Annotated in this window: 6 protein-coding genes; 3 read left to right on the top strand and 3 right to left on the bottom strand. The window is 44.0% G+C overall.

Features of this window, described 5'->3' with window-relative positions:
* Nucleotides 1-95 precede the first annotated feature (95 nt).
* Genes OO184_RS05975 through OO184_RS05965 form a run of 3 tightly spaced genes read right to left on the bottom strand, consistent with a single transcriptional unit; the run spans nt 96 to nt 5,699 of the window.
* The gene (locus tag OO184_RS05975; protein ID WP_265378393.1) at nt 96-2,243 is read right to left on the bottom strand and encodes a type I secretion system permease/ATPase; all 2,148 of its coding nucleotides are present in this window, start codon (nt 2,241-2,243) and stop codon (nt 96-98) included.
* Between the two features lie 2 nt (nt 2,244-2,245).
* Nucleotides 2,246-3,601, bottom strand: coding sequence for an HlyD family type I secretion periplasmic adaptor subunit (locus tag OO184_RS05970; protein WP_265378392.1), 1,356 nt, complete (start codon nt 3,599-3,601; stop codon nt 2,246-2,248).
* The gene (locus OO184_RS05965; RefSeq protein WP_265378391.1) at nt 3,594-5,699 is read right to left on the bottom strand and encodes a peptidase domain-containing ABC transporter; all 2,106 of its coding nucleotides are present in this window, start codon (nt 5,697-5,699) and stop codon (nt 3,594-3,596) included. Before OO184_RS05965 ends, OO184_RS05970 begins: the two co-directional genes overlap by 8 nt.
* A 323-nt stretch (nt 5,700-6,022) precedes the next feature.
* Here OO184_RS05965 and rtxH point away from each other — a divergent pair, with 323 nt between their 5' ends.
* Genes rtxH through rtxA form a run of 3 tightly spaced genes read left to right on the top strand, consistent with a single transcriptional unit; the run spans nt 6,023 to nt 19,507 of the window.
* Nucleotides 6,023-6,373 (top strand): protein RtxH, encoded by a 351-nt coding sequence (gene rtxH / locus OO184_RS05960; RefSeq protein ID WP_265378390.1) that lies wholly within the window; start codon nt 6,023-6,025, stop codon nt 6,371-6,373.
* A gap of 21 nt (nt 6,374-6,394) precedes the next feature.
* Nucleotides 6,395-6,856: an RTX toxin-activating lysine-acyltransferase RtxC gene (gene rtxC / locus OO184_RS05955; RefSeq protein ID WP_265378389.1), complete on the top strand. Its 462-nt coding sequence runs from the start codon at nt 6,395-6,397 to the stop codon at nt 6,854-6,856.
* Between the two features lie 27 nt (nt 6,857-6,883).
* The gene (gene rtxA / locus OO184_RS05950; protein WP_265378388.1) at nt 6,884-19,507 is read left to right on the top strand and encodes an MARTX multifunctional-autoprocessing repeats-in-toxin holotoxin RtxA; all 12,624 of its coding nucleotides are present in this window, start codon (nt 6,884-6,886) and stop codon (nt 19,505-19,507) included.
* Nucleotides 19,508-19,864 lie beyond the last annotated feature (357 nt).

Genomic DNA, 19,864 nt, shown 5'->3' with positions numbered 1-19,864 from the left:
ATTTTGTTAATTTATTGAACAAATAAATAAAAATAGACACATTTTGAGTCAAAATTTATTCTTCTCTTTTTTAAGAAATGAAACTGAATGCCAATTCAGCTTTCGCCAATTTGTTGATGCCATAAATGGGCGTATAGGCCGTCTTGTTGAAGTAGTTGATCATGTGAGTCAAATTCGACGATTTGTCCTTGATCTAACACGCAAATTTTGTCGGCATGGCGAATCGTGTTGAGCCGGTGAGCAATACTAATAACGGTTCTGTTACGGCATATTTCATCCATATTTGCCATGATTGCGGCTTCAGATTCATAATCTAATGCTGAGGTGGCTTCATCGAGGATCAGGATAGTGGGATTAACCAAAAGCGCTCTTGCCAATGCGATTCGCTGTCTTTGACCACCAGAGAGATTTGCTCCTTTCTCCCCGACTGGATGAGCAAAACCGTGAGGAAACGATTGGATAAATTCAATGGCGCCGGATAACTCAGCAGCGCGATAGACTTCTGCATCAGTGGCGTTGGGTTTACATAGTCGAATGTTATCGATGATGCTGCCAGAAAATAGGATACTTTCCTGGAGCACAACACTCATATTGCGGCGTAAAGAGACGGGATCGGCAATCGCTAAATCCATACCATCAATTAAAACTTGTCCATGTTGAGGGACATATAGCCTTTGCAGTAAGCGGGTGAGAGTACTTTTACCTGAACCTGATGGGCCGGTTATGCCAATAAATTGCCCCGATTTTATTGATAACGATAAATTTGCCAGAACCTCTGGTGTGTCGTCATGATAGCGAAAGCGAATGTTTCTGAATTCAATCTGGCCTTCCAGCTCGGGTATCGAAGCTAATCCCTGTTTACTGTTCTCCATCGGTTCATCAAGAATATCCCCCACACGTTTCAGAGCGATTAACGTATGCTGAAAATCCTGCCAAACCTGTGCCAGTCGAAGGATAGGTTGGGTGACATGTCCGGCTAGCATATTAAAAGCAATAAGTTGCCCCGGGGTCAGTTCACCACGTAAAACTTCTGTCACTCCCCACCATAAAAGGATTGCGGTAGTAAATTTTTGGACAAAATCGATTCCTTGCCCGGCAATTAAACCGCTTTTTTGTGCTGCAAAGCTTTTAGTCAATTGTTGGCTGAGAATACGTTGCCACTGATGTAAAAAACGCTTTTCAGTAGCGGTGGTTTTAATGGTTTCAATACCTGTTACGGTTTCGGTCAAAAAGCTCGTTGCATTCGCATCAGTTTCATATTCTGCTTCTACTTTACGGCGAATAATTGGCCCAGCGATGATCCAGAATATGAAATAAACAGCGAGCGAGCCAATAACGATCCAGGTCAGTATTTTGGCATAGTAAAACATGACGCCAATGAACATGATGACGAAAATCAGATCTAACAGCAGCATCAGGGTAGAACCGGTCAAAAATTGGCGGATTTGAGACATTTCTCTGACTCTGGCAATAATTTGCCCGGTTTGCCGTTGCTTAAAATATTGCAGTGGCAAGCTTGTCAGATGACGATACAACCGTCCGGAAAGTTCAGAGTTTATCTGGCTTGCCATGTGTCCAAACACGGTGTTGCGCATAAAGCTATACAAAGGTTCGGCAAGGGCGATAGCGAGCATAGCCATACCTAAGACATGAAGGCTGGATAAACTTCGTCCTACCAATACCTTATCGATGATGTTCTCAAACAGGATTGGGCTGACCAGCGCAAATAGTTGCAGAACAATGGCAAATAAAAATAGATCTCTGATCTGACTTTTCTGCCGGAAAATGGAGGGATAAAACCAGCTCAGGCCGAATCTGACATGTTTTTTAGTTAACTCTTGATCGGCGATTAAAAGGATCTTATAGGCATGTTCTTTATTATTATCAGCAAATAGAGAGAATGACCGCGTTTGTTCAGTAGCAGGATCGAGAACCGTAATGTGGGTGTTACTGACTTCAATAAGTACCCACCATTGTTGTTCCAGCTCAATCAATGCTGGCAGAGGTAACGTTGGCCCGGTATTGACAGTTAATTGCTCAATTTTACTGTGTAGCCCAATGGCGTCAGCGGCTTCACGTAGTTGTAAATCGTTCAGATGTAAAGAATCAAACCCCAGTTTGTGTTGAAGTTGATCGATAGTGGCTGACTTATGAAATTGTTTTCCCACATAGACAATACAATCCAGCGCCTGATTATGGGTGCTGTTACCGGAGTCGGTAGCGGAAGAGTGTAATCCGTTCACGATTATTTCTCCCTCAATGCTTCAGATTGATACTCTCTGATAGGACTCAGGAGATAATCGATAACGCGGCGTTGATCAGTTTTGATTTCAGCGACGATTGACATACCTGGGGTAATGTCAACACGTGTGTTGTCTATGACGATATTATTACTCTTAAGGCTTACCTGAGCCGGGAAGACCAACCCTAACCGCTCATCAGTGGTTGAGTCTCTGGATATACTTAGCAGTTCGCCATCAATCGTGCCATAACGTGTATAGGGGAAAGCGTCCACCTTAACAGTGACTTGTTGTCCTGGATGAATAAATCCGGCGTCTTTATTGAGAATTTGCACTTCTGCCAATTGCACATTGTCGTCGGGGACGATCACCATTAAGTTTTGTGCGGGTTGCAGAACTGCCCCTAATGTATGCACACTGAGTTGTTGAACGGTTCCTGTAACGGGAGAGCGAATGACTTCAAGTTGTTCTCGCACTTGAGCTTTTGCTAGCTCTTGCTCTAAAACAACCAGTTGAACTTCGGCCTGCTTTCTTTTATCAAACCATTCACGTTCTTTTTGCGTTTTCAGGCTGTTTAAGCGCTCTTCAAGGCTGATATATTGCGATTGCAGTACATTAAGTTCCGCGTTTTGTTGAGCAATCAGACGTTCTGTTTCCAGAAACTCTTTTTCCTGTTCAAGATATTCGACTTTACTGATCACTTGTTTTTGGCTTAAGGTCTGGCGTGCTTTTAAACGCTGGCTAATATTTTGCCGGAGCTTAGTGAGCGCATTGATATCGCTTTTCCGTGATTGTTGAGAAGAAAGATTGACGTTCATCTCGGCTTTCAGATTGGTTACGCTTGCGTCGTACTCTCTTTTTTCACGAGAATAATTTTCAATAACTTGTGTTTGTTGGGATACCGGCAAGGTTTGAAATAATGCCTGTTCTTCTGGCGCTTGTGCCTCAGTTAAAGCCTGATAACGAATCTTTTCATGGGCTTGATATTCGATCTGCTTGAATAACCGAGCAATATCTTGATTAACGCCGAGCGTGTCCAGTGTCAGCAATGGGGCATCTTTCGTTACTCGCTGTCCATTCTGAACGTGGATAGCTGTCACCCGGCTCTGTTCATAGGCTTGAATTATCTGAGAGCGGCCTGAGACTAACAGACGGCCGGTGGCCGTAGCCTGAACATCCAACTTACCCAGATAAGCCCAGAGTAAGGCGATGATGACGCCGACACTGAGCGTAATTGCGGTGTAGCGAGCAAATGGTGAAGGTGGGCGCTGCGATAACGCCAAATGTGTTGGTAAAAAATCGTAATGTTGCGGACAAGGACGCAATCGGGTTTTAATTTTATCCTTAAAAGCCTTAATCATGACAAGGCGTCTCCTGTTTTAATTCCTGTTGTAACTGCCAGAGCTTTCGGTATTGCTTGCCGTGGTTAAGCAACTGAGCGTGAGAGCCTTGTTCGATAATTTCTCCCTGATTAAGAACAATGATGCGATCACAATGACGTACAGTTGAAAGGCGGTGTGCGATGGTGATAACCGTTCTTCCTTGGGCGATTTCCGCCATATTGGACTGAATGAGTGATTGTGATTCATCATCAAGGGCGCTTGTTGCTTCATCAAGAATGAGAATTTTGGGATTAGCCAGAATCGTCCGGGCGATGGCGAGTCGCTGACGTTGACCGCCGGATAAGGATTGCCCGCCTTCTGCGATAATTGTGTCATAGCCCATCGGCAGCTTGAGAATAAATTCATGAGCGCCCGCCAGTTTAGCTGCTTTAATTACCGCTTCCAGGTTGGCATCGGGTTTTGACTGGGCAATATTTTCATATACAGTTTTGTTAAATAAGAAATTTTCTTGCAGAACTACACCGACTTGCTGTCTGAGCGTTTCAATATTTATATTTTGTAGTGGAATCCCATCTAAGGTAATTGCGCCTGTTTCTGGGGTATAAAGGCGGAGTAATAAACGAGCCAACGTGCTTTTTCCGGAACCAGAAGCACCCACAATACCAATAGTTTCTCCAGCTCTGATATTGAGCGTTAATCCCTTAATCGTCGGCGGAATATCGGGTTGATAGCGAAAGATAATATGGTTAAATGAGACTGCCCCTTGCAGCGTGATTTGTTGTTGGCCGGATTGCTGTTCGGTTGGCAGGTTTAACATATCTCCTAATTTATCGACGGCTACCTGTGTTCTGATAAATTGTCCCCATAACTCCACCAGTCTGGCTAATGGTTGGGAAGTGTGATTTACCATCATATTGAAAGCGATCAACTGACCAATGGTCATTTGCAGCGATAAAACCTCTGACGCGCCTAACCAGAGAATCGCTGCATTGGTGATTTTTTGCAGGAGCATCACAATATGGTTTGAACGGTTACTCAATTGCTGTACTGCATAGCTGGTATCTATCATCTTCTCCGTCTGGCTATCCCAACGGCGGACGAATCTTGGCTCTACCGCCAAACTTTTCAGGGTTTCAGAACCGGAAACCGTTTCAGTCAGAAAAGAGGTATTTATTGCTGCATGGGTGAACTGTTGTTCAACCGCTTTTTCCATACGAGGCGTCAGCCACCATGCCAAAATGGCATAAAAAGGGAAAGTTGCGAGAAAAACCCAGGTCAGTGTGCTGGATAACAAGCTCATCACGTAGATGAAAATAAACATAAACAGGACATCGACGGATAAGGTGAACATTGAACCCGTCAGAAATTCTCTGATGGTATTCAGTTCACGCACTCGTGTGACAATTGCCCCCACCTGACGGGATTTAAAAAAGAGTAAAGGCAGCCCGAGCAGATGCCGCACCAGTTTTAATCCCAGTTTGATATCAATGCGGTTTGCAGTGTGAGTATATTGGTACTCACGTAATCCGCGTAAAATCACCTCGATGATGCCGGCAATGATTAAGCCAAAAACTAATACATCAAGAGTCGATAACGCTTGATGGATTAAGACCTTATCCATAACCACCTGAATAACTAAAGGTGAAATTAACGCAAGAATCTGTAACACAAAGGAAAATAGTAATATCTCGCCCATATTTTTCTTTTGTGCTAAAAATTCTGGAATAAACCAACTGATGTTGAATCTGGCTTGTTTTTGTTTGATTTTAATCCATTTTCCATTCCATTCTTTTATTAGCCTTTCTTCGGGCCATATTTCGGGATTTTCTTTGTCAACCCTCTGTATTAATGAACTCTCTTTATTCGATTTGGCCAAAACAAAAGGTAGGCCATTATTATCAAACAAGATTGCGGGTAAAGGTATGTTATGATGCTTTTTGCTTACGGAATGTTTATTTGAAAGAGATAAGTTAAATTTTTTCTCTATATCCTTTATATAGGAGCGGTAACAGTCAGAGCTTTTTAAGTTATCAATGTCATTAATATTTTCTTTTCCATTACATATCATCAATATCAATCTTAATGATGCTATGGTTAATTTCTCAATTTTATTCATGAAAAATATCTTTAAAATTCACAAAAATACTAATTAAAACAAATTATTATATTAATTTTGCGTGGCGTTTAAGTAGCTGCTTATTATCTTATATTTATTGCGAGTAGCAGTGTGGGTAAATGGGACTATATGTGGGGGGTAAAATGACTTTTTGTGTATGAATATTGATTTTGAGTTTTTGCTCTATATTATTCTACTGATTTGCTTACTCTTAATGTATTTATAGATATACAAAGTCAGGATGCCGCTGAATTAAATGTTTTTCTTGTTGTAAATATTGTGTGGCCTTATTAACAAATTGTTTATTTTTGGTGAATAAAAACATGTCTGAAAAATTCGTACAAACTATCTCTAGCGTTAATTATAACAAAGGCGTTTTTTCTCTTTATTTCGTTGGTCAAGAACCCAATCGTATGGCGAATGGGATAATGGCGGAAAATGATAATGAACTTGAATTAAAACAAGTTATCCATATGCCAGCATCGGGATTTATGTATATGGTTTCGATGGTTAAAAATATGTTGGAAGATCCACGGATGGCGGCTGAATTTGACAAATTGGTTGCAGCCGGGTTTTTACCTAATCCACAAATGGCGGAAGAGCAAACTACATCAGAATTGATAGCAGAAGAACCTGCTAATGCTAAAAAACGCCCATCCAAAAATACAAAATAAGATCTCATGGTTGATTAGCGTATGGCGATTGTACATCAACCAGTGAAACTGAATAACGCAGAAATTCAAGCGATGATTGGCGGAGTAATGCTGCTGAGCCAGCATTCTCCCTTGCATCGGAGATACCTGGTGTCCGAGTGGCAACAGCGTATCTTGCCTGCGTTTGAGCTGAATCAGTTTTGCTATTATGAAGATGAACATGGGCGCCCAATCGCTTTTTGTAATTGGGCTTTTTTATCTGAGCAGAATCGAGATGAACTTCTTTCGGGAGAAAGAGAGCTTACTCACACAGACTGGCGCTCAGGTCCACATATCTTTTTTCCCGAAATGATTGCTCCTTTTGGTCACGGGCGTGAAGTGGCCAGAGATTTGCGCCGCCGTGTCTTTTTGCCGTGGAAAGGTCAGAAAGCGTGCACTGTCCGCGGGAAACTTGATATCCAAAACAACCGCTGTATTCGTCAGGTGCAGTGGTTTTTTGTTTAATTTTTGTATGGTTTAAAGGGATTTTTGATGGGGAAATCATCAAATAGAAGTACAGAGTACTTCTTTACTGGAAAATACTACGACGATAATGATGGTAATAGTATTACTGCTATTGGTGTTGGTGGTGAAGTTTATGCTTATGGCGGCAATGATGATGTTACTGTTGGTTCAGTTAAAGTCGATGTATACCATACAGATGGTGACCTTTCGGTAAAGGGAGCTTCAGGCTACGCCGGCATTAGTAAAACGGGAAATGGCAGTCTGTCATTTGCGGGTGCCGCCGGCGCCGTTATTATTAATCACACAGGTAATACGGGAAATCTAAATTATTCGGGTGCTGCCGGCTACAATAAACTGGTTCGTAAAGGTTTGTCTGGTGATACAAGTTTTAAAGGGGCCGGTGGATATAATAAGTTATGGCATGAAACGAACCGGGGAGATTTAGATTTTGCTGGCGCAGGGGCATACAATGACATTGATCGTACCTGGCTTAACCGTTATCAAGATTCTCAGGGAAATGTGACTTTTAATGGCGCAGGCGCGGCAAACAGCATCAGTTCAAGAGTAGAGACTGGTAACGTTACATTCAATGGAGCAGGTGCGGATAATCACATTATACGTAAAGGTAAAGACGGTAATATTATCTTACGTGGCGCGGGGGCATCGAATCGAATTGAGCGTGTACGCCAAAATAAAGACAGCTATGAACAGACGCGTGGCGATATTACTTTTGAGGGGGTTGGGGGTTATAACAAACTCTATTCTGAAGTCGCGCATGGCAATATTAATTTCTCTGGTGCTGGGGCTTATAATGAAATCACCAGAGTAGGCGTGAATAGCGATTTCTATGGTGAGACGCTGGAATTTGCTAAAGCTGAAGAGATCGTATTGACGACGGCAACGATGGGAGGAAGTTGGATACGGGAGTCACAGCAAGTGACAGGTATTAAATCAACTGTTGAGCCGGATACCTATCTTTTCGCATTTGCTGACAAAATGTACACTAAAATCAGCAAAGTTCGGCTGCAAAATAATCCCGCCACCGGTAGGCTCGGTTACCATGCCACCTCTTGGTATAAAGCAGGCAATCACCTTAAAAATATTGCTGCGAAAGACATTTCGTCGGGCAATGGATTTATCGCGGTAAACACGAATGGCGCTTACCGTCTCTCCAGTTTGCTCTTTGAGCATCAGCAACCTGTCAAGATTCATGCTATCGAGGAAAACCTGTTGATAGATCAGTGGGTAACCTATGCGGATGGCACGGAGGTTAAAGCAGAGGATATTTCGCTAGGTGATGCCAAAATGGGAGGGTATGCGATCTCCTCTGATGGCAGCAAAGTCGATGTTTCCGCAGTCAAATCGAACCGGCAGCCCAATACTTATGTGTATGCCAAGGTAATGGGGCCATATACCAAAATCGTTGAAGTTCAGTTGAAAAACGATTCTGATACAAAACAACTGAAATACAAAGCAATAACTTGGTACAAAGCAGGCGATCATACGGGTAATTTGGCTAATGAAGAGCTTTCCTATGCTAACGGATATACCTCTATCGGCCCCGGCTACACCTTAAGCCAGCTTCAATATAGCGCCAATACAATACGCCGAACTTCCCATCGATTAGTGCATAGCGAAGAATATAGTCAACAAGACCTTGTTGAGTCATCCGCAAGTAGTGGCTACGTTAATTTTAACGGTACGGGTGGTGGAAATGTTATTAAATCTAATGTCACGCGGGGAAATGTTAATTTTAAAGGCGCAGGAGCGGCGAATGTCATTTTGCATGGCTCAAAATTTGGCGATACGAACTTTGATGGTGCGGGAGCAGCCAACGTCATTGTAAAAAGTGGTGAAAAGGGCGACCTAACATTTCATGGTGTGGGCTTAGCTAATGTTCTGGTTCACCAAGGCCAGAGCGGGAAAATGGATGTTTACGCTGGTGGCGCGGCAAATGTTCTTGTGCGGGTCGGGGATGGACGATATCTGGCTCATCTTCTGGCCTATGGCAATATCTCGATCCACAAAGGCAACGGTAACAGCCGGGTGCTGATGTTGGGCGGGTACAACACGCATACCCAAATAGGCGATGGCAACGCGAACTGGGTCGGCGCAGGCGGTTTTAACCTTATCACTCAGGCAGGAAAGGGGGACATCTCCTCAATACTCTTGGGCGGTGCTAACGTGCTAACTAAACTCGGCGCGGGAGATCTGGTTTCAGGGATGTTCGGTGGCGCTAACATTATCACGCATATCAGCGATGAAACTGCCAACACCACCGCCATTGCGTTGGGTGGAGCCAATATTCTCACCAAAAAAGGGAAAGGCAATGCGCAGGCGGTAATGGGCGGCGGTGCGAACGTCCTCACGCATATAGGCGACGGCAATACCACGGGCGTTATGTTAGGTGGCGCTAATGTGTTGACCAAAGTCGGAAAGGGTGACACGACCGGCATCATGTTTGGGATAGGTAACGTGTTGACCCATGTTGGCGACGGTTTGACATTGGGCGTGATGGCAGCGGCGGGAAACCTCTTTACTAAAGTCGGGGATGGAACATCGATTGCGGCCATGATTGGCGCAGGCAACCTGTTTACCCATGTCGGCAAAGGGGAGGCATGGGCGTTAATGGGCGGCGCAGTAAATGTCTTTACCAAAGTGGGTGACGGCAATGTACTGGCATTGATGGTAGCCGCAGGCAATGTGTTCACTCATATCGGAGATGGCGCAAGTGTTGCGCTGATGCTGGCAAAGGGCAATATCGCCACGAAAGTGGGTAATGGCATGACCTTGGCGGCAATGATCGGCAAAGCTAATATTTTTACCCATGTTGGGGATGGCAATACCTTTGCCGCTATGATTGGCGGCGCCAATGTGTTGACCAAAGTCGGTAATGAGCTGACCGCCGCCTTAATGCTAGGGAAAGCCAATATCTATTCGCATGTGGGTAAGGGGACCAGTATTGGTTTGTTTGCCGGTGAACTAAACGTGATGACCAAAGTCGGCGAGGGGACAACGCTGGCGGCCATGTTTGGTAAAGCCAATATCATGACCCATGTGGGGGATGGTTTAACGGGCGTGTTAGCACTGGGTGAGGCCAATATCGTTACCAAAGTGGGTAATGATTTTATGGGCGTTGTTGCAGCGGCGAAAGCGAACGTTATCACCCACGTAGGCAACTCAACGACGGCGGCTGTTTTGCTTGGCAAAGGCAATATTCTGACCAAAGTGGGAGACGGCACGACAGTCGGTCTGCTTATTTCCGATGTGGGTAACGTGATGACTCATGTCGGTGAGGGTACGACGGTGGGTTTTGCCAGAGGTAAAGCCAATCTGATTACCAAGATTGGAAACGGCAATGGAGTGAATGCGGCTTGGGGTGAGGCGCATATCCTGACTCAAGTGGGAAATGGCGACCGTTACAACTTCGCGAAAGGTAAAGCGAACATTGTTACTAAAGTGGGGAATGGACAAGAAATCACGGTGGTTCAGGGAGATGCCAACATCATCACCCATGTGGGTAAGGGTGATGATTACACTGGCGCCTGGGGGCAAGCCAACGTTATCACTAAAGTCGGTGACGGGCGTAATGTGGTGCTTGCCAAAGGTAAGGCTAACATTGTCACTCAGGTGGGTAAGGGAGACAGCTTTAATGCCTTATGGAGCGAAGGCAATGTCGTCACCAAAGTGGGTGACGGTATGCAGGTTACGGCGGCAAAAGGGAAAGCTAACGTAACGACGACAGTAGGAAATGGTTTAAATGTAACTGCCGCTCATGGTGACGCTAATATTAACACTCATGTGGGTGATGGTATTTCGGTTAACGTAGCGTGGGGAAAATATAACGTTAATACTAAGGTTGGCAATGGCCTCAATGTTGCGGTCATGAAAGGCCAGGGTAACGCCAATATTCAGGTTGGTCATGGCTTAGATGTTAATGCTTCTTATGCGCGCAACAACGTGGCGATTAAGATTGGCGATGGTGATTTTTACAGCCTGGCTGTGGCATCGAGTAATACAGAAAGCCACAAACTTGCCTCTTTCTTCGACAATATCAAACAAACTGTGCTCGGTGTGGGGGGCAGTCAGGCGATCAACTACCTGGTGCAGGGGGATGAAGCCAATACATCGGGTACTCATAAGGGCAGAGGTGCGATTAACTTAACTGAAGTTTCCTCCATTGATGGTTTTAAGATGGATGAAATCGATCAAGTTGGTTCGGATTTAAGCACTCGCCTAAGTGGTTCTGTGACGGCGGTAGAAGCGCCGAATATTGACTCAATAGAAAGTTCTTTAGCAGGCTCGTTGAATCGAAAAACGCGATCGGTATCGGATCGGAACGAAAATCTGATCATCAATGGCAATTTTGAACAAGGTAATCAAGGTTGGCAGTCAACTCATGGTGTTGAAGCATATAATGCGGCAAGTGCTTACGGGCTTGATAATGCTGGTCATGGAAAGCGAGTCAGTGAACTTGATGTGAATGTGAACACCACGCTTTCGCAAGAATTGCAAAATTTGTCTGAAGGCGAGGTGGTTTCACTGAGTTTTGACTTTGCAAAACGTTCAGGTCTTGCTTCCGGCGAGGGTATGGCGGTGCTATGGAATGGCGAAAGTATCTTCTCAACGTCTGATGGCGAGGCCGCATGGCAAAACAAGGCCCTGCAATTAACCGCACAAGAAGGCACTAATCGAATCGAATTTAAAGGGACCGGTTGGGATGATGGGCTAGGTTATATCTTAGATAATGTCGTTGTGAAATCTGAGATGTCATTGATTTTGAATGGTGATTTTGAACGAGGTAATCAAAGCTGGCAATCGACCAATGGTGTTGAAGCATATAATGCGGCAGGTGCTTACGGGCTTGATAACGCAGGTCATGGCTCACGGGTCAGTGAACTTGATGTGGATGTCAGTACCACTATTTACCAGGATCTGAAAAACCGGTTTGAAGGTGAAGTTATTTCACTGAGTTTCGACTTTGCAAAACGTGCAAATGTTTTTATGCCTAATGAAGGCATGGAAGTTATTTGGAACGGTGAAAGTAAATTTGCCATGACTAATGGTGATACGGCATGGCAAAGTAAAACGCTGGAATTAATCGCCAAAGCAGGTACTAACCGCATTGAATTTAAAGGTATCGGCGATAGTAATGGTATTGGCTATATCTTGGATAACGTTGTTGCGAAATCTGTAGATACATTGCCAGCCAATAGTGTTACTAAAGATGCCCGGCAAGATCAGGCGGCGAAAAATGCGTTAAGTGATAAAGAAAAAGCCGAAAAAGATCGCCAGCTTCTCGAACAAGAAAAAGAGAAACAACTGGCAGCGATTGAAAAATCGCAATCCCAATTGGAATCAACGGATCAGGCCGCGCTTAACCAGAGTGGGCTGGCGCAAAGTGATGCGGTAAAAGAAGAAGCTCAAGCGGTTACTGAAGAGCTGACTTCAATAGCTGACAGATTTAAAGAACTTAAAAGTAAGATTGATGATAGTCGCGAGTTAGACAGCCATTATCTCGACTATGTGAGGGGAATCTCTGAGGACGTCCAGAAACGACTGGATGACATCAAACCAACATTAGAAAAACGGCTGGCAGAGATACATCGGGATACTATTGATACACAGCAAAAAGTTAAAGATGCCGTTGCGCTATCAGAAGCAGGGGTGGAAAAAGGTAAACAAAATCGTGATAAGGCAACTCTTGATGGTGTAGATGCGCAATTCAAAGCGGATCAGAGAAAAGAAGAAGCACTTTCACAACAGCAGCAGGCAGAAAGGGCGAAGGATAACGCCGATATCGCCTGTCAGGATGCAGAAAAGCGTGGTAAGCGTGATACTGCGGCGGCGGAAAGTAAAGCGGCTCAGACCCAAGCGGATGCTAAAGAGGCGAAACTGAGGGATTCCAAACCTGTTCGCATTGGCGCAAGCGGCAGCGGCTTGTTGGGGGAAAAAGCCTATGAGTCAACGGGCGCGGGAGAAACCGGCAGCCATATTGATCCTGAATCGATGTCAGAAGCGAGCAACCGATATTATCAAGGACTGACCGAAGAAGAATTGCAAGCGTTGAAGGATGCAAAACACGCTGTTAACCGGTTGCAGATTAACGCGGGAATGCGTGCAAAAAATACCGGTGTTTCGCTTACTTATCAGTCTGTTGCAACACCATCTGACAGCATTGTGTTACCTCCTGCGCATGAGACGCGTGAACTCATCAGAAAAGCGCCGATAATTTCTGGTATTAATCTGGAAGGATTGGGTAGCAGTAAAAAGAGGGCGATGGCTTCTTCCGTACTAAGTCGTGCACAAAAAATCGCCCACATCTACCGTTGGCTTGATAATGGTAACGCGAATACGTCAGATGAATATATTCCTGTTCCCGGATTTAAGCGTGTTAATGCGGATATTGCCGATAAGACCAGACAGCGGATGGTGACGTTTGTTGAAAGATATCTCAGAAATGCCAAAGTTAAAAACAACGTACCTGAGAATGAAACTGCATCTTTAGCGAAACTGTTTGTTGACGCGACTCTGGATTATGACTGGGATAAACGAGTTGAATTTATTGCCAAACTGGACCGTTATGGCTATAGCTTTGAAGCGGCCCGTGATGACAAAAGTATTGTTTCATTCTGGTCCGGGAAGAGTTTTAGAAGGCATCGAGATGTTCTTGAGGCAGCACAACCGGATGGTAAGAAAATTGTTTACGATGTCGATGTGCAAGGAAACGCTTTTGCGATTCAACTCAATCAGCAACTCATGCGCTGGGGAATTATGTACCTCTCTGATCCTGAAAATAGTGAACATAAAGCGCTAAGAGCGGCAATTGATGCTGCTACATATAGCAACACCGGTTTCTGGAGTTCCATCTATGCCGCAGGATCACGTGGTGATGTTTATTTGATCTCTGAGGGTGGCTTACGTCTTGGCAACTATTTCTGGAATGTTGAATTACCGGTATTGCGTAAACTGCAACGTGAAGGATTAGTAGGTGAAATTCTATTGCTGGATAAGCCGGCAAGTGAATATAAAGGGCTGCCTACAAAATCGATTGGCCGCAGATTAACAGAAGCGGGTATTACTGTGCGGTCGCGATTTGATGCTTTGACGATTGAAGAGCAGAAAAAACGGCTGGCGGTTAATCCCGACGGCTATAAAGCTGATACCGTTGTTGATCTCGATATTAACCTCAGCGCTGTTGACACGATGTTGAATCAAGCATTGCCGTTTTATGGATTACGTACAGAACGCAACTTATTAGTGCAAAAGAGTAATGAAGGATTTGAGGTGCGTTCATGGCCAGGTAATGGCAATGAATTTAAGAGAATCATTGTAAAAAATACAACCAGTAATAATCTGCTTAAAGCGGTTGAACGTTTTATTCTGGCTAATTACGACAATTATGCGCAATTACCTGATGAGTTATATTTCATTGAAGATCGGATTATATCTCATCATCAAGGACATACTCGAATTCTGACCGAGAAAGTGAATGGCATCTGGAAGCCGGTGCCGAAATTGATGTCGGTGAGTGAGTTCCAGGAAGCTGCATCCGTTGCAGGTAAAATTCGTGGCGACAGTTACCAAAAAGTAATTGATGCGTTAGAGAGTTATCACCATGTCTGGCAAGGAAGAAAAGACTATGAACTGGATGTGATTGAAAAATTATCCGATTTACGCCAACAGGTTGAAGGTTATCTCTTAGGTCATCCTGACTCAAGTCGTGTACCGGCAATGAAGGCCTTGTTGTCTCAAATTGACACGCGCTTTGAAGAGTCGACGGTGCTTGCTCAATCCACTGTGAGAATCCCAGATCAAGGCGATTTCAGTAGCCTGTATGATAAGCTTGGCAGTGCCAATCTTAAGGATTCGAAACATCTTTATGTTGATGAAAATGGTGATTTTGTCACTCGAGGTAAGGCAAATATTCATATTAACCAGAAAGTGGAAAGTGCTGATAAAGCGGTTGAGCAAGTCAAAGCGGCGGTTATTAAAGAATATGGTCAAGATGTTTCAGATGCCGTCTTCTCGCATCTGAAAGCCAGTGATTTATCGAATGATGGTAAGGGTATTGATATCTCTGGTTTAAGAAAGATCCATCAGGCGATTGAGAATGTGTCGGCACTTTCTGGTTCTCAGAGCAAAGATCATCATGTGGAAAAGAAAAGCTTATTCCAGGAAGTGGGTTATGCCATTTTTGACATTAAAGCAGATGGAAAACAATTGGCTGATTACTCATTTCACTTTAGTCAGAGTGAGGATTTATTGGGGGAGCTTAAGAAGCTTGTTCCAGAAATTGGTAATGTACTCGTGACCAAGGGCAATGACGTTCAGTCCAAAGAGTTTCTGGAAGGAATATGCTTTGCTTTGTCTTCCCGCTATATGATGGAAGAACGGGTGAATGGCGTGGGAGGCGGAAAAGCTTATATGGAGTGGTTGAAGGATGTCGCCAAAGCCTACAACGACAACTCCGTGAATAAGAAAACCGATATCAACTCTGTTGAATCTTCTTTGCTTAACCGATATCGCCGTCAGAAACTCGGCCCGGCCATGGAAAAGTTGTTGTCAATACAACATTTTCAACATCTTGATGCTGGCAGTTTGATCGAGAAAGCGAAAGGGAATATTGATTATAGCGCAAGGCTAAAAGCAAATGGGTTAACCGGGGCGAGGATCGGTGATCCGCTGAATTATGAGGTTGATGGCTATGAATCTGTGATGGAGCAACTGCGCAATGTGAAGCAATCGACTTATATGATGTTTATGTCTGAAGATCATGCGATGTCGGTTGTTGTACATAAGAACGAAGCTCAAACAATCTGGTCATTCTTTGATCCTAACTTTGGTGCTAAATCGTTTGATAACTATGATGATTTTCACCGTTTTATGGATTCTTTCCATAAGGGAATGATCACAGGTTACCGATCGCCTATAGGTTATAAATATACTTCTGCCAACCCAGAGGACAGTGCAAAATCGAGCTTCAATATTAACTATAATACATTTGAAGACAGCGCTATTACGGGTTATGACAATACGTGGAAACAGGCGCGTGAGGGTGAACAAAATCATGTATTGCACGCACTGAAAGAGCAGAAAATCGTGTTTTCGCTGGATTCAGGTGTCGAAGGGTGGATCGCGGATTACCGTGAAAATGTCGTCACTCTGGAAGTCATGGATAAGAAAGGCCAAAAGGTTTCTGTTGAAGTTGAAAGCAACAACTTTAAACAAGCCGCCAGTTTAGTGCAGTTGAATATTAGTAAGATATTTGCTGATCCAACCGTCAGTAAATTGACACTGAAAGACTCAGAGAATGATGCTGCTGCGGTGTCTGTACTGGAAAAATTATCGTCGGACGCTGTTCTAAAAAACAAAAATGTCGAATCTTGGGAGCGCATTTCAGTTACACCACAAACCGATGGCCGGGAGACGCGTTTTGATGGTCAACTCATTATCCAGATGGAGGATGATCCTGTAGCTGCCAAAGCAGCGGCAAATCTGGCGGGTAAACACCCGGATTCTAGCGTAATTGTTCAGCTTGATTCTGAGGGTAAATACCGTGTTATTTATGGTGATCCGGCTAAATTATCAGGCAAATTGCGTTGGCAGATTGTGGGGCATGGTCGTAGCGAATCAGAGCAGAATAACACTCGTCTGAGTGGTTACAGTGCCGATGAGCTGGCAATAAAACTCAAACAATTTGCTCAGAGCTTTAGTCAGACGGATAAACCAGACCACATTAGCATCGTGGGTTGCTCGCTGATTAGTGATGACAAACGAGATGGTTTTGCTCGTCATTTTATCACCGCCTTAAAGGAGCAAGATATTCACACGACTGTTTCGGCTCGTCGTAGTGAAGTTGCCGTTGATGTGACTGGTCGTAAATTTACCCGTGATGAAAATAATCAATGGATCAATAATCTGACTGATAACAAAGTCGTATTGAACTGGAATGAAAAAGACGAACTTGAAACTCATTCAGAGCGAGTGCGTCGCAATATTGCTGAAAGCGATATCAATCTTTCTCGTATCGGTATCGCGGGTGCAGATATGCCAGCCAAAGGTGCGATTGTGGATAATGCAGATATTTTCACTGCACCAGAGAAGCGCAAAAATAAAATTGAAACCGATTCAAGTCATATATCGAATAACCAGCTAAGTTACTCAGGCAATATTCAGGTGAATGTGGGGAATGGTGAATTTACTGCGCTCAATTGGGGAACATCGAACGTTGGCATCAAAGTAGGTACTGGTGGTTTTAAATCACTGGCCTTCGGAGATAATAATGTGATGGCGCACATCGGCAATGGCGACAGTCAACATAGCTTCGATATTGCCGGTTATCAGGCGCTTGAAGGGGCGCAAATGTTTATTGGCAATCGTAATGTCAGTTTCAACCGAGGCCGTAGCAATGACCTGATTGTGATGATGGATAAATCCCTGCCGACGCCACCGTTGGTTAATTCATTTGATGGCGCAGCCCGTATTTCTGGAGTATTGCAAAGCATTGCCCATTCTGGTGAAGAGCAGGATTGGCTAGCGGCGCAAGATCAGCAATGGACAATCGCTGGTGCGAAAAAATTTGTTCAGGATATGTCTGGTTTGGACCAAACCAGCAGCGTTGACTATAAGACGCTGGTTGATTTGGATTCTCAACATGAACGTAGCAGCCGTGGTTTGAAAAGTGATACTGAAGCAGCGCTGAATAAGAAATTCAACCAGTGGCTAGGCGGTCATGGCAACAGCGTTGATCCAGGCAAAATGAGCCGTGCAGATAAATTCCGTCAGGCTAATGAGAAACTGGAATTCAACTTTGCGGTCGGGGGACAAGGTGCGGATATTCAGGTGACTACGGGTAACTGGAACTTTATGTTCGGTGACAATATCCAGTCGATTCTCGATACTAACCTGGGTTCATTGTTTGGTTTAGCGACTCAGCAATACTCGACAACCGGTATAGCGAAAACAACGTTTACCTATAATCCGCAGGATTTGCCACGCCAGCTTAAGAACAAATTGCTTGGTCGGTTAGCCAGTGTGAATGCAGATACCACTTTAGCGGATATCTTTGATGTGGATTACACTGCCGATGGTGGTATTGTCTCCCGTGGAGGCGAGCCAGTGGACGGTGTGGCTATGCTAAAAGAGATGATTGAAGTCATTGGAAAATTCGGTGGCGAACAACTGAAAGTTTTCACTGATCCAGATAAATTGCTCGACGATCTGAAATCTCACCTCAATATGGGGACGGATGGCATTAAATCCTTTGCTGAGAGTCATGGCTTGAAACAGAAAGAGCCTGATGAAAATGAAAAAACGCAGAGCGGTACGCCAACTACTGTGGAGACGGATAACACCAAACCAGAGCATGCATTTGGTTTTTATTCGCTGAATTTGCCTAACTTGTTTGCGACGATGTTCAGCAAAGATAAACAAGAAGAGATGAAGTCATTAGTGACCAATCTGAAAGAAAATCTAACCGCAGATCTGCTTAATATGGAGCAGAAAACCTTTGATTTCTTGCGTAACAGCGGTCATCTGCAAGGGGATAGCGATATCCATGTCTCGTTGGGGAACTATAACTTCAACTGGGGCGGTGATGGTAAAGATCTTGGCGCCTATCTGGGGGATAACAACAACTTCTGGGGTGGGCGCGGTGATGATGTTTATTATTCAATCGGCACTTCCAACATCTTTACCGGCGGTGAAGGCAATGATCTGGGCGTCTTGATGGGGCGTGAGAACTGGATGTTCGGCGGTAATGGCGATGATACCGCAGTGGTTGCTGGTCGTATTAACCATGTATTTATGGGTGAAGGTAATGACCAAACGTTTGTCTTTGGCGAAGGCGGCTTAATTAATACCGATAAGGGGCAGGATTACGTCGTTGCTTCAGGCAACTACAACCGGGTGGATACCGGGGAAGATCAAGATTATGTTGTGACCATTGGTAATAACAACCGGGTTGAATTGGGTGCAGGCCATGACTTTGCCAGGGTATTTGGTAATGACAACCAGATTGATGGCGACGCCGGTAACGATGTCATCAAGCTGATGGGTTACCATGCGGTGATTAATGGTGGAGAAGGTGATGACCATCTGATAGCAGCCGCTATTTCGAAGTTCAGCCAGTTTGATGGCGGTAATGGTCAAGATCTGTTGGTGTTAGGAGGTTATCAGAACCGCTTCCAGGGTGGTGCAGGTGCAGATAGTTTTGTTGTCAGTAATGAGCTGATTGACAGTCAGGTTGATGATATCAATGTAGAAGATATGATCGTCTTTGACGGTATTAACTGGCAAGACCTGTGGTTCCAACGCAGCGGATATGATTTGGTGTTATCAGTAAACCGCCATACTGAGGATAAAACCGCTCAGGGTGCATTTGAATCAATAGGTTCAGTTACCTTTAGTGATTACTTTAATGGCCATCGTGCCAAACTGGTGACTCAGATGGGGGATAAGAATGCATCGGGAGAACGTGAGTTTACTGCGCTATCGGATAATGCAGTTGATACCTTGATCCAATCAATGAGCAGTTTTGCTTCGACAGCGGGCGATAATGGTTTTATTGAAAATCTGGACAATAGGGCGAAAATTGCCATTACAACGGCGTGGGCAGATACCACTATTGGCAAGGCGAAGTTTGTGTAATTAATTCTCTAGAATAAAAGTAAAATGAATAATAAAAATGGTTCACGGAATTGGTGAGCCATTTTTTACTATTGACTGACTAAGGGTTATTTTTATTAATGAATTTTATTTATCATTATTATTTCCTTACTGAAAAAGTAGGATATTATTATCTCATTTACTTACACAATTTAAATGGTTATAATCTGTGTGGTTATTTATGGCAATGGAACAAAGTAATTGATGAAAATTTGTATCTTAGTTTATAAGTGACTTTATTATTTTATCTGTATGTTCCATATTCTTATGGAACATATATCTGCACTAAATGTCTTTTTGGATTTTTTCTTGATTTTATTCGATGGATTTATTTGAAAG

Source organism: Photorhabdus aballayi (assembly GCF_026153155.1).
In the GTDB taxonomy this organism is placed as follows: Bacteria; Pseudomonadota; Gammaproteobacteria; order Enterobacterales; family Enterobacteriaceae; genus Photorhabdus; species Photorhabdus luminescens.
The sequence above is the reverse complement of the archived record's forward strand: the minus strand, read 5'-3'. Positions and strand labels throughout refer to the sequence as shown.

What these genes read in the sequence shown, in the direction of transcription:
- rtxA (WP_265378388.1), top strand. Translation starts at nt 6,884, where the DNA reads ATGGGGAAATCATCAAATAGAAGTACAGAGTACTTCTTTACTGGAAAA.
- rtxC (WP_265378389.1), top strand. Translation starts at nt 6,395, where the DNA reads ATGGCGATTGTACATCAACCAGTGAAACTGAATAACGCAGAAATTCAA.
- OO184_RS05970 (WP_265378392.1), bottom strand. Translation starts at nt 3,601, where the DNA reads ATGATTAAGGCTTTTAAGGATAAAATTAAAACCCGATTGCGTCCTTGT.
- OO184_RS05965 (WP_265378391.1), bottom strand. Translation starts at nt 5,699, where the DNA reads ATGAATAAAATTGAGAAATTAACCATAGCATCATTAAGATTGATATTG.
- rtxH (WP_265378390.1), top strand. Translation starts at nt 6,023, where the DNA reads ATGTCTGAAAAATTCGTACAAACTATCTCTAGCGTTAATTATAACAAA.